Source organism: Rhizobium sp. ERR 1071 (assembly GCF_007828675.1).
GTDB lineage: Bacteria > Pseudomonadota > Alphaproteobacteria > Rhizobiales > Rhizobiaceae > Rhizobium > Rhizobium dioscoreae.
The window spans coordinates 627331-640490 of record NZ_VITM01000001.1 but is presented as its reverse complement, the minus strand read 5'-3'; the positions used below and the strand labels follow the sequence as shown (position 1 = coordinate 640490).

Here is a 13160-nt window from a genome sequence, read left to right as displayed (position 1 = left end):
TACTAAAATGGCTGATCTCGCAAAGATCGTTGAAGACCTCTCCTCGCTGACCGTTCTCGAAGCCGCAGAACTGTCGAAGCTTCTCGAAGAAAAGTGGGGCGTTTCCGCCGCTGCTCCGGTAGCTGTTGCTGCCGTTGCTGGTGGTGCTGGCGGCGCTGCTGCAGCTGCTGAAGAAGAAAAGACCGAGTTCGACGTCATCCTCGCTGATGCCGGCGCGAACAAGATCAACGTCATCAAGGAAGTCCGCGGCATCACCGGCCTCGGCCTCAAGGAAGCCAAGGACCTCGTTGAAGCCGCTCCGAAGGCTGTCAAGGAAGGCGTTTCCAAGGCTGAAGCCGCTGACATCAAGAAGAAGCTCGAAGACGCCGGCGCTAAGGTCGACGTTAAGTAAGCTTGAAACTGCTTTGGGAGGTGGCTTTTTGCTACCTCCCATTTGCCGTTTTTCTGAACGAATTACCCAAAAGCCGCGGGCAAAACGGCTTTTGGGTAATGGGTTCTTCAAGAGGATGGTCTCAAACCGAACCGCGACGCAATCCGGCTGAGCGGTTTTCGGTTAGATAGACGAGATTGAACTACTCATTGATTGATGGGGTCGCCTGGCCAGCGGTTCCCATCCGTTGCAGGCCCGGGTGCAGGATTTTAAAGGAGCGACGATGGCTCAGACCCTTTCGTTCAACGGTCGCAGGCGCGTACGCAAGTTTTTTGGTAAGATTCCCGAAGTCGCAGAGATGCCGAACCTCATCGAGGTTCAAAAGGCATCCTACGATCAGTTTCTCATGGTCGAAGAACCGAAGGGCGGCCGCCCGGACGAAGGTCTTCAGGCTGTCTTCAAGTCGGTTTTCCCGATCACCGATTTCTCCGGCGCTTCCATGCTGGAGTTCGTTTCCTATGAGTTCGAACCGCCGAAGTTCGACGTCGATGAGTGCCGCCAGCGCGACCTGACCTACGCCGCGCCGCTGAAGGTGACCCTCCGTCTGATCGTGTTCGATATCGACGAGGATACGGGCGCGAAGTCCATCAAGGACATCAAGGAACAGAGCGTCTACATGGGCGACATGCCGCTCATGACGAACAACGGTACGTTCATCGTGAACGGCACCGAGCGCGTGATCGTGTCGCAGATGCACCGTTCGCCGGGCGTCTTCTTCGATCACGACAAGGGCAAGAGCCATTCTTCCGGCAAGCTGCTCTTCGCCGCTCGCGTCATCCCGTATCGCGGCTCCTGGCTCGATATCGAATTCGACGCCAAGGACATCGTCTACGCCCGTATCGACCGCCGCCGCAAGATTCCGGTGACGTCGCTGCTGATGGCGCTCGGCATGGATGGCGAAGACATCCTGTCGACCTTCTACACGAAGTCGCTCTATCAGCGCGACGGCGATGGCTGGCGCATTCCCTTCAAGCCGGAAACTCTGAAGGGCGCCAAGACCGTTGCCGACATGATCGACGCCGACACCGGCGAAGTCGTTGTCGAAGGCGGCAAGAAGCTCACGCCGCGCCTGCTGCGTCAGCTGCAGGACAAGGGCCTGAAGGCCCTGAAGGCGACCGACGAAGAGCTATATGGCCTCTTCCTGGCGGAAGACATCGTCAACTTCCAGACCGGTGAGATCTATCTCGAAGCCGGCGACGAAATCGACGAGAAGACACTGCCTGTTATCCTGAACGCCGGCTTCGACGAGATCCCGGTTCTCGGCATCGACCACATCAATGTCGGCGCCTACATCCGCAACACGCTCGCAGCAGACAAGAACGAGAACCGCCAGGACGCTCTGTTCGACATCTATCGCGTCATGCGTCCGGGTGAGCCGCCGACCATGGAATCGGCCGAAGCCATGTTCAACTCGCTGTTCTTCGATGCGGAGCGCTACGATCTCTCCGCCGTCGGCCGCGTCAAGATGAACATGCGCCTCGACCTCGACGTCGAAGACACCGTCCGCATCCTGCGCAAGGACGACATCCTGGCCGTGGTCAAGATGCTCGTCGAGCTGCGCGACGGCAAGGGCGAGATCGACGATATCGACAACCTCGGCAACCGCCGCGTCCGTTCGGTCGGCGAGCTGATGGAAAACCAGTACCGTCTGGGTCTGCTGCGCATGGAGCGTGCGATCAAGGAACGCATGTCCTCGATCGAAATCGACACGGTCATGCCGCAGGATCTGATCAACGCAAAGCCGGCTGCCGCCGCTGTCCGCGAATTCTTCGGCTCCTCGCAGCTGTCGCAGTTCATGGACCAGGTGAACCCGCTTTCGGAAATCACCCACAAGCGCCGTCTTTCGGCTCTTGGCCCGGGCGGTCTGACCCGCGAGCGTGCCGGCTTCGAAGTCCGCGACGTTCATCCGACGCACTACGGTCGTATTTGCCCGATCGAAACGCCGGAAGGTCCGAACATCGGCCTCATCAACTCGCTGGCGACCTTTGCCCGCGTCAACAAGTACGGCTTCATCGAAAGCCCTTATCGCCGCATCATCGACGGTAAGGTGACCAACGACGTGCTCTACCTCTCCGCTATGGAAGAGGCGAAGTACTACGTTGCTCAGGCCAACGCCGAGCTCGACGCCGACGGCTCCTTCATCGAGGAATTCGTCGTTTGCCGTCATGCCGGCGAAGTCATGCTTGCTCCGCGCGACAACATCAACCTGATGGACGTCTCGCCGAAGCAGCTGGTTTCGGTCGCCGCCGCTCTGATCCCGTTCCTGGAAAACGACGACGCCAACCGCGCTCTCATGGGCTCGAACATGCAGCGTCAGGCCGTGCCGCTTCTGCGTGCCGAAGCCCCGTTCGTCGGTACCGGCATGGAGCCGGTCGTCGCGCGTGACTCCGGTGCTGCTATCGGCGCCCGCCGCGGCGGCGTGGTCGACCAGGTCGACGCAACGCGTATCGTTATCCGTGCCACCGAAGACCTCGATCCGTCGAAGTCCGGCGTCGATATCTACCGCCTGATGAAGTTCCAGCGTTCGAACCAGAACACCTGCGTCAACCAGCGCCCGCTGGTGACAGTCGGTGACGTGGTCAACAAGGGCGACATCCTGGCAGACGGTCCGTCGACCGACCTCGGTGATCTGGCCCTCGGCCGCAACGTGCTCGTCGCGTTCATGCCGTGGAACGGTTACAACTACGAAGACTCGATCCTGCTCTCCGAGCGTATCGTTGCCGACGACGTGTTCACCTCCATTCACATCGAAGAGTTCGAAGTGATGGCGCGCGACACCAAGCTCGGTCCGGAAGAAATCACCCGTGATATTCCGAACGTTTCGGAAGAAGCGCTGAAGAACCTGGACGAAGCCGGCATCGTTTACATCGGCGCCGAAGTTCAGCCGGGCGATATCCTCGTCGGCAAGATCACGCCGAAGGGCGAAAGCCCGATGACGCCAGAAGAAAAGCTCCTGCGCGCCATCTTCGGCGAAAAGGCATCGGACGTTCGCGATACCTCCATGCGCATGCCGCCCGGCACCTACGGTACGGTCGTCGAAGTTCGCGTTTTCAACCGTCACGGCGTCGAAAAGGACGAACGTGCCATGGCGATCGAGCGCGAAGAGATCGAACGCCTTGCCAAGGACCGTGACGACGAACAGGCGATCCTCGATCGTAACGTTTACGGCCGTCTGGTCGAGATGCTGCGTGGTCAGGTTGCTCTTGCTGGTCCGAAGGGCTTCAAGAAGGGCACGGAACTATCGAACGCCGTCGTTTCCGAGTATCCGCGTTCGCAGTGGTGGATGTTCGCCGTCGAGGACGAAAAGGTCCAGAGCGAGCTCGAAGCCCTGCGTGGCCAGTACGACGAATCCAAGTCGCGCCTCGAACAGCGCTTCATGGACAAGGTCGAGAAGGTCCAGCGTGGCGACGAAATGCCTCCGGGCGTCATGAAGATGGTCAAGGTCTTCGTTGCCGTGAAGCGCAAGATCCAGCCGGGTGACAAGATGGCAGGCCGTCACGGGAACAAGGGCGTGGTCTCACGCATTGTTCCGGTCGAGGACATGCCGTTCCTGGAAGACGGTACGCATGTCGATATCGTGCTGAACCCGCTCGGCGTGCCCTCGCGCATGAACGTTGGTCAGATTCTCGAAACGCACCTGGGCTGGGCTTGCGCCGGCATGGGGCGTCAGATCGGCGAACTGATCGAAGCCTACAAGGCAAGCGGCAACATCGAGCCTCTGCGCAAGACGATCGACCTGGTCGTTGGCGATGGCCCGAAGAGCGACGACGTTCACGAGTACGACGATGCATCGGTTCTGCGTCTGGCCGACCAGTGGAAGCGTGGCGTGTCCATCGCGACCCCGGTCTTCGACGGTGCTGGCGAAGCTGACGTCAACAAGATGCTGGCAATGGCAGGTCTCAAGGAAACCGGCCAGTCGACGCTGTACGACGGACGTACCGGCGAGCAGTTCGACCGCCAGGTTACGGTTGGCTACATCTACATGCTGAAGCTGAACCACCTTGTCGACGACAAGATCCACGCCCGTTCGATCGGTCCGTACTCGCTCGTCACCCAGCAGCCGCTGGGCGGTAAGGCGCAGTTCGGCGGCCAGCGCTTCGGCGAAATGGAAGTCTGGGCGCTCGAAGCTTACGGTGCAGCTTATACGCTGCAGGAAATGCTCACGGTCAAGTCGGACGACGTGGCCGGCCGTACCAAGGTCTACGAAGCCATCGTTCGTGGCGACGACACCTTCGAGGCGGGCATTCCGGAAAGCTTCAACGTTCTCGTCAAGGAAATGCGCTCGCTGGGTCTCAGCGTCGAATTGGAAAATTCCAAGGTCGACGATCTGCAGACGGCAAGCCAGCTTCCGGACGCAGCCGAGTAATAGCCTGTCAGGGTGCGCGCTGTCGGTCAGCGCGCACCGCTTGGAATATTGCAGCGCCGTTGGCGTCCCTTTGGATGCATGGCGCCGCAAGGCGGTTTTAAAGCGTCAGTCCGGTTCCCGGGATTTGCCGGCACTGCACGCAATTCGAGGGCGTTTCGCCCCTAAAGGAGATAGGCATGAACCAAGAGGTCATGAATCTTTTCAATCCGCAGGTGCCTGCGCAGAATTTCGATTCCATCCGGATTTCGATTGCGTCGCCGGAGAAGATTCTTTCCTGGTCTTATGGCGAGATCAAGAAGCCGGAAACGATCAACTATCGTACGTTCAAGCCGGAACGCGATGGTCTTTTCTGCGCGCGAATCTTCGGACCGATCAAGGACTACGAATGCTTGTGCGGCAAGTACAAGCGCATGAAGTACAAGGGCATCATCTGCGAAAAGTGCGGCGTCGAAGTCACGCTGTCGCGCGTTCGCCGTGAGCGCATGGGCCATATCGAGCTCGCCGCTCCCGTTGCCCACATCTGGTTCCTGAAGTCGCTGCCTTCGCGCATTTCGACGCTGCTCGACATGACGCTGAAGGATGTAGAGCGCGTTCTCTACTTCGAAAACTACATCGTCACCGAGCCGGGTCTCACCGCGCTCAAGGAGCATCAGCTCCTGACGGAAGAAGAGTACATGCTCGCCGTCGACGAATATGGCGAGGACCAGTTCACCGCCATGATCGGCGCTGAAGCGATCTACGAGATGCTGGCCAGCATGAATCTCGAAAAGATCGCCGGCGACCTGCGCTCCGAGCTTGCCGACACGACGTCGGATCTCAAGCAGAAGAAGCTGATGAAGCGCCTGAAGATCGTTGAGAACTTCATGGAATCCGGCAATCGCCCGGAATGGATGATCATGAAGGTCGTCCCGGTCATCCCGCCGGACCTGCGTCCGCTGGTTCCGCTCGATGGCGGCCGTTTCGCGACCTCGGATCTGAACGATCTGTACCGTCGCGTCATCAACCGTAACAACCGTCTGAAGCGTCTCATCGAACTGCGCGCTCCGGGCATCATCATCCGCAACGAAAAGCGCATGCTGCAGGAATCTGTCGATGCGTTGTTCGATAACGGCCGTCGCGGCCGCGTCATCACCGGCGCCAACAAGCGTCCGCTGAAGTCGCTGTCCGACATGCTCAAGGGCAAGCAGGGCCGCTTCCGTCAGAACCTGCTCGGCAAGCGCGTCGACTATTCCGGCCGTTCGGTCATCGTGACCGGTCCGGAGCTCAAGCTGCACCAGTGCGGCCTGCCGAAGAAGATGGCGCTCGAGCTGTTCAAGCCGTTCATCTATGCCCGTCTCGATGCGAAGGGTTACTCCTCGACCGTCAAGCAGGCCAAGAAGCTGGTCGAAAAGGAAAAGCCGGAAGTCTGGGATATCCTCGACGAGGTCATCCGCGAGCATCCGGTTCTCTTGAACCGCGCACCGACGCTGCACCGCCTGGGCATCCAGGCCTTCGAACCCACGCTGGTCGAAGGCAAGGCCATCCAGCTGCATCCGCTCGTCTGCACGGCCTTCAACGCCGACTTCGATGGTGACCAGATGGCCGTTCACGTGCCGCTCTCGCTGGAAGCCCAGCTTGAAGCCCGCGTGCTGATGATGTCGACCAACAACATTCTGCACCCGGCAAACGGCGCGCCGATCATCGTTCCCTCGCAGGACATGGTTCTCGGCCTGTACTATCTGTCGATCCTGAACCAGAACGAGCCGGGCGAAGGCATGGCCTTCTCTGATCTCGGCGAGCTGCATCACGCACTTGAGAACAAGGTCGTGACGCTGCATTCGAAGATCCGCGGCCGCTTCAAGTCGGTCGGCGAAGATGGCAAGCCATATTCGAAGATCTATGAAACGACCCCCGGCCGTCTGCTGATCGGCGAACTTCTGCCGAAGCATGCAAAGGTCACCTTCGACATCTGCAACCAGGAAATGACCAAGAAGAACATCTCCAAGATGATCGACACGGTCTACCGTCATTGCGGCCAGAAGGACACGGTCATTTTCTGCGACCGCATCATGCAGCTCGGCTTTGCCCATGCCTGCCGCGCCGGCATTTCGTTCGGCAAGGACGACATGGTCATCCCGAACACCAAGGCCAAGATCGTCGGCGATACCGAAGCGCTCGTGAAGGAATACGAGCAGCAGTATAACGACGGTCTGATCACCCAGGGCGAAAAGTACAACAAGGTTGTCGACGCTTGGGGTAAGGCCACCGAAAAGGTCGCCGAAGAAATGATGGCCCGCATTAAGGCCGTCGAATTCGACGAAAAGACCGGTCGTCAGAAGCCGATGAACTCGATCTACATGATGAGCCACTCGGGTGCTCGTGGTTCTCCGAACCAGATGCGCCAGCTGGGCGGCATGCGCGGCCTCATGGCCAAGCCGTCGGGCGAAATCATCGAGACGCCGATCATTTCGAACTTCAAGGAAGGCCTCACCGTTAACGAGTACTTCAACTCGACGCACGGTGCCCGTAAGGGTCTGGCCGACACCGCCTTGAAGACCGCGAACTCGGGCTACCTGACCCGCCGTCTGGTCGACGTCGCGCAGGATTGCATCGTCACGCAGATCGATTGCGGTACCGAAAACGGCCTCACCATGACCGCCATCGTCGATGCCGGTCAGGTCGTTGCCTCGCTCGGCGCCCGCATCCTCGGCCGTACGGCCCTGGACGACATCGATCATCCGGTCACGGGTGAGCGCATCGTCGATGCCGGCAAGATGATCCTCGAGCCCGATGTCATCGAGATCGAGAAGGCTGGTATCCAGTCCATCCGCATCCGTTCGGCTCTGACCTGCGAAATCCAGACGGGCGTATGCTCGGTCTGCTACGGTCGCGACCTTGCTCGCGGTACGCCTGTCAACATCGGTGAAGCTGTCGGCGTCATCGCCGCACAGTCGATCGGTGAGCCGGGCACGCAGCTGACCATGCGTACCTTCCACCTGGGCGGCACGGCGACCGTGGTCGACCAGTCGTTCCTGGAAGCCTCTTACGAGGGCACGGTTCAGATCAAGAACCGGAATATGCTGCGCAACTCCGAAGGCAACCTCGTTGCCATGGGCCGCAACATGACGGTGCAGATCCTGGACGAACGTGGCGTTGAACGCTCCTCGCAGCGCGTTGCCTACGGCTCGAAGCTTTATGTCGACGATGGCGACAAGGTAAAGCGCGGTCAGCGTCTCGCAGAGTGGGACCCCTATACCCGTCCGATGATGACGGAAGTGGCCGGTACGGTTCACTTCGAAGATGTCGTCGACGGTCTCTCGGTCCTCGAAGCGACGGACGAATCCACCGGCATCACCAAGCGTCAGGTTATCGACTGGCGCTCGACGCCGCGCGGCTCGGATCTGAAGCCGGCGATCGTCATCAAGGACGCCAGCGGCAATGTCGCCAAGCTCTCGCGCGGTGGTGAAGCACGCTTCCTGCTTTCGGTCGACGCGATCCTGTCGGTCGAGCCGGGGCAGAAGGTGTCTCAGGGTGACGTTCTCGCCCGTTCGCCGCTGGAAAGCGCCAAGACCAAGGACATCACCGGTGGTCTGCCGCGTGTTGCCGAACTGTTCGAAGCTCGTCGTCCGAAGGACCACGCCATCATCGCAGAGATCGATGGTACGATCCGCCTCGGCCGCGATTACAAGAACAAGCGCCGCGTCATCATCGAGCCGGCGGAAGACGGTGTCGAGCCGGTCGAATACCTGATCCCGAAGGGCAAGCCCTTCCACCTTCAGGAAGGCGACTATATCGAAAAGGGTGATTACATCCTCGACGGTAACCCGGCTCCGCACGACATTCTGGCGATCAAGGGCGTGGAGGCTCTGGCTTCTTACCTGGTCAACGAAATCCAGGAAGTCTACCGCTTGCAGGGCGTTGTCATCAACGACAAGCACATCGAAGTGATTGTCCGTCAGATGCTGCAGAAGGTGGAAATCACCGATGCGGGCGACAGCCAGTACATCGTCGGCGACAACGTCGACCGTATCGAGCTGGAAGACGCCAACGACCGCCTGATCGAAGAAGGCAAGAAGCCTGCTTATGGCGATCCGGTTCTGCTCGGCATCACCAAGGCATCGCTGCAGACGCCGTCCTTCATCTCGGCTGCATCCTTCCAGGAAACGACGAAGGTGCTGACCGAAGCTGCAATCGCCGGCAAGACCGACGGTCTGCAGGGCCTGAAGGAAAACGTCATCGTCGGCCGCCTGATCCCGGCCGGTACCGGCGGTACCATGACGCAGATCCGCCGTATCGCTACGGCCCGCGACGAGCTCATCCTCGAAGAGCGTCGCAAGGGCACGGGCGCCGGCGTTGCAACGCCGATGCTGCAGGATCTCGCCAGCGAGAACAGCCCGGCTGAATAAGCTGGTCTGAATTGACAAAAATCAAAACCGCCCGGAGCGATCCGGGCGGTTTCTTTTTGTGCATAATGAAATCGGCAAGGTGAGGGGGGCCGCCTTCCTCAGACGGTTGTCCGATCAGCGGAAGCGGATGATTGCGACTTCGCCTTCGAGTGCGCCTTGATAGGCGGAGGCATGCGGCTCCTCGTCCGGAATATCCGTCAGGAGTCCGATCTGGTCGAGGTCGGCCTCGATGAAGCCCTCTTCGGCAAGAGCGTTCAGTGCCTCGCGCACGGCGGTATCATCGTCGGGCGCTTTCAGCATGACGTGCAGGTCGATGCCTTCGCCGCCATCGGTCTCATAACCCTTGCCGATGATGATGAAGACCATGGGGCCGTCGGATTTGTTGTCATTGTCTGGCGCAGTAATCATGGATCTTCCTTCGGGAGTATCGAATCGACCCGGCGATTCCTTTTCGCCGCGTGGGTCCGTCAGATGGAAATGTTCTTCCGTGATTCCTTATAGGGATTTTGCCGAAATACCAAAGTCCATCTTGCCGAAGGGGCGGCATTTCCCTATCCAATGCGCCAAATGGCTGGTTTGGCCGGGGTTTCCGGGCTTTATGACAAAGATAATTTCTTAACCGGCCTTGACGAACCGGTGGGAAACCAGTAGTACCGCCGCCATCGGAACCCATGTGAGGCATGGCTATTCGGGGCGACGCGCCCTGGAGTTCACCTCAAACAAGGTTCTAAACGCACGTTGAAGACACGAATGCTGCTCGCACGACGCCACCTTCGGTGTCCTCTGCTTTTCTGTGGTCCATCTGCGAGAGCGGATCGGGCCACGTTTTGCGCATTGAGACGAACGTGTGTCGTGCCGGTGACGGCGAAAGTCATGCCCGCAAGGGTGTCGAGATAGATTTACAAGGGATGGTTGAATGCCTACCGTAAACCAGCTGATCCGCAAGCCTCGCCAGGCGCAGGTAAAGCGTAACAAGGTTCCCGCTCTTCAGGAGAACCCGCAGAAGCGCGGCGTTTGCACCCGCGTCTACACCACGACGCCGAAGAAGCCGAACTCGGCTCTGCGTAAGGTCGCAAAGATCCGCCTGACCAACGGCTTCGAAGTCATTGGTTACATCCCCGGTGAAGGTCACAACCTTCAGGAACACTCTGTTGTCATGATCCGTGGCGGCCGCGTTAAGGACCTTCCGGGTGTTCGCTACCACATCATCCGTGGCGTTCTCGATACCCAGGGTGTCAAGAACCGCAAGCAGCGCCGTTCGAAGTACGGTGCAAAGCGTCCGAAGTAATTCGGATTTTTAGATAATCCGGCGCTGCGCGAGGTTCTCCGCGTGGTTAAGCGTCGCAACAGTTGAGAGACGAGAAGTTACATGTCCCGACGTCATAGAGCAGAAAAGCGCGAGATCAATCCGGACCCGAAGTTCGGCGATCTGGTTGTTACCAAGTTCATGAATGCCATCATGCTGGACGGCAAGAAGTCCGTAGCGGAAAACATCGTATATGGCGCGTTTGACGCCGTGCAGGGCAAGGCAAAGCAGGAACCGCTCGGCGTGTTCCATCAGGCTTTGGATAACATCGCTCCGCACGTTGAAGTCCGCTCGCGCCGCGTTGGTGGTGCTACGTACCAGGTTCCGGTCGATGTGCGTCCTGAGCGTCGCCAGGCTCTGGCCATCCGCTGGCTGATCACCGCTGCTCGCAAGCGTAACGAGACGACGATGATCGACCGTCTGTGCGGCGAACTTCTCGATGCCTCCAACAACCGCGGCGCTGCCGTCAAGAAGCGCGAAGACACGCACAAGATGGCTGATGCCAACCGTGCGTTCTCGCATTATCGCTGGTAATCCCGAACGGTTTCGGAAAGGCAGTCCACAATGGCTCGCGCATATAAAATCGAAGACTACCGCAATTTCGGTATCATGGCGCATATCGACGCCGGCAAGACCACGACGACCGAGCGTATTCTTTACTACACCGGTAAGTCGCACAAGATCGGCGAAGTTCATGATGGCGCTGCCACGATGGACTGGATGGAGCAGGAGCAGGAGCGTGGCATCACGATCACCTCTGCTGCTACCACGACCTTCTGGAAGGGCCGTGACGGCAAGACCCGCCGCTTCAACATCATCGACACCCCCGGCCACGTTGACTTCACCATCGAAGTCGAGCGCTCGCTGCGTGTTCTCGATGGTGCCATCGCGCTGCTCGACGCCAACGCCGGCGTTGAGCCGCAGACGGAAACCGTTTGGCGTCAGGCTGAGAAGTATCATGTTCCGCGCATGATCTTCTGCAACAAGATGGACAAGACCGGGGCCGACTTCTACCGCTCGGTTGAGATGATCAAGACGCGCCTCGGTGCGACCGCAGTTGTCATGCAGCTGCCGATCGGCGCTGAAAGCGACTTCAAGGGCGTTATCGACCTGGTCGAGATGAACGCTCTGATCTGGCGCGACGAGTCGCTCGGCGCCCAGTGGGACGTCGTCGAAATCCCGGAAGACATGAAGGCCAAGGCTGAAGAATATCGCGAAAAGCTGATCGAGACCGTTGTCGAGATCGATGAAGCCGCGATGGAAGCCTACCTCGAAGGCAATCTGCCTGACAACGACAAGATCCGCGAACTCGTTCGTCGCGGCACGATCGACGTCAAGTTCCATCCGATGTTCTGCGGCACCGCATTCAAGAACAAGGGTGTTCAGCCGCTCCTCGACGCCGTTGTCGATTACCTGCCGTCGCCGCTCGACATTCCGGCGATCAAGGGCATCGATGCCAAGACGGAAGCCGAGATCGAGCGTCACGCTGACGACAACGAGCCGCTTTCCATGCTCGCGTTCAAGATCATGAACGACCCGTTCGTCGGCTCGCTCACCTTTGCCCGTATCTACTCCGGCAAGCTGGAGAAGGGCGTTTCGGTCATGAACACGGTCAAGGACAAGCGCGAGCGCGTCGGCCGCATGCTGCAGATGCACTCCAACTCGCGTGAAGACATCGAAGAAGCCTATGCTGGCGACATCGTTGCTCTCGCCGGCCTCAAGGAAACCACGACGGGTGACACGCTCTGCGACCCGCTGAAGCCGGTTATCCTCGAGCGCATGGAATTCCCGGAGCCGGTCATCCAGATCGCGATCGAGCCGAAGTCCAAGGGCGACCAGGAAAAGATGGGCCTCGCGCTCAACCGCCTGGCTGCAGAAGACCCGTCCTTCCGCGTTAAGACCGACCAGGAATCCGGTCAGACGATCATCGCCGGCATGGGCGAACTGCACCTCGACATCATCGTCGACCGCATGCGTCGTGAGTTCAAGGTTGAAGCAAACGTAGGCGCGCCGCAGGTTGCTTACCGCGAAACCATCACGCGCCTGACGGAAAAGGACTACACGCACAAGAAGCAGACCGGTGGTACCGGTCAGTTCGCACGCGTCAAGCTCGTATTCGAGCCGAACCCGGAAGGCGAAGACTTCAAGTTCGAATCCAAGATCGTCGGTGGTGCTGTTCCGAAGGAATACATTCCGGGCGTTCAGAAGGGTATCGAAAGCGTTCTGTCTTCGGGCCCGCTGGCTGGCTTCCCGATGCTCGGCGTCAAGGCGACGCTCATCGACGGTGCCTTCCACGACGTCGACTCGTCGGTTCTGGCCTTCGAAATTGCCGCTCGCGCTTGCTTCCGTGAAGCAGCTCGCGAAGCCGGTGCTCAGCTCCTCGAGCCGATGATGAAGGTCGAAGTCGTAACGCCGGAAGACTACGTCGGTGACGTTATCGGCGACCTGAACTCTCGCCGTGGTCAGATCCAGGGCCAGGAGAGCCGCGGTATCGCCGTCGTCATCAGCGCGAACGTCCCGCTGGCGAACATGTTCAAGTACGTCGATAACCTGCGCTCGATGTCTCAGGGCCGTGCACAGTACACGATGACCTTCGATCATTATGCGCCGGTTCCGTCGAACGTCGCACAGGAAATCCAGGCAAAGTATTCCGGTCAGAAGTGACCGGAATAC

The 13160-nt window shown here is 59.3% G+C and carries 7 protein-coding genes; 6 read left to right on the top strand and 1 reads right to left on the bottom strand.

The features are described from left to right. The first annotated feature begins 7 nt into the window (after positions 1 to 7). The 3 genes from rplL to rpoC all read left to right on the top strand — a co-directional run bounded on the left by rplL (position 8) and on the right by rpoC (position 9181). Positions 8 to 391: a 50S ribosomal protein L7/L12 gene (gene rplL / locus FBZ99_RS03215; RefSeq protein WP_069614844.1), complete on the top strand. Its 384-nt coding sequence runs from the start codon at positions 8 to 10 to the stop codon at positions 389 to 391. 262 nt (positions 392 to 653) lie between these two features. Next, positions 654 to 4796 carry a DNA-directed RNA polymerase subunit beta gene (gene rpoB, locus FBZ99_RS03210; protein WP_112435150.1) on the top strand — a complete coding sequence of 1381 codons (4143 nt, stop codon included), beginning with the start codon at positions 654 to 656 and terminating at the stop codon, positions 4794 to 4796. Positions 4797 to 4972: 176 nt separating this feature from the next. After that, positions 4973 to 9181, top strand: coding sequence for a DNA-directed RNA polymerase subunit beta' (rpoC, locus tag FBZ99_RS03205; protein ID WP_113353738.1), 4209 nt, complete (start codon positions 4973 to 4975; stop codon positions 9179 to 9181). Between the two features lie 114 nt (positions 9182 to 9295). On the opposite strand, the gene FBZ99_RS03200 is transcribed toward rpoC, so the two are convergent. Then, positions 9296 to 9589, bottom strand: coding sequence for a transcriptional regulator (locus tag FBZ99_RS03200; RefSeq protein WP_113353737.1), 294 nt, complete (start codon positions 9587 to 9589; stop codon positions 9296 to 9298). A gap of 508 nt (positions 9590 to 10097) precedes the next feature. Between FBZ99_RS03200 and rpsL the strand changes: the two genes are divergently transcribed. The 3 genes from rpsL to fusA all read left to right on the top strand — a co-directional run bounded on the left by rpsL (position 10098) and on the right by fusA (position 13151). Beyond that, a complete protein-coding gene (gene rpsL / locus FBZ99_RS03195; protein WP_003507760.1) occupies positions 10098 to 10469 on the top strand; it encodes a 30S ribosomal protein S12 in 372 nt (123 codons plus the stop codon). 81 nt (positions 10470 to 10550) lie between these two features. Next, the gene (gene rpsG, locus FBZ99_RS03190) at positions 10551 to 11021 is read left to right on the top strand and encodes a 30S ribosomal protein S7 (protein WP_069614847.1); all 471 of its coding nucleotides are present in this window, start codon (positions 10551 to 10553) and stop codon (positions 11019 to 11021) included. Between the two features lie 30 nt (positions 11022 to 11051). Next, a complete protein-coding gene (fusA, locus tag FBZ99_RS03185; RefSeq protein WP_106997622.1) occupies positions 11052 to 13151 on the top strand; it encodes an elongation factor G in 2100 nt (699 codons plus the stop codon). Positions 13152 to 13160: the final 9 nt, after the last annotated feature.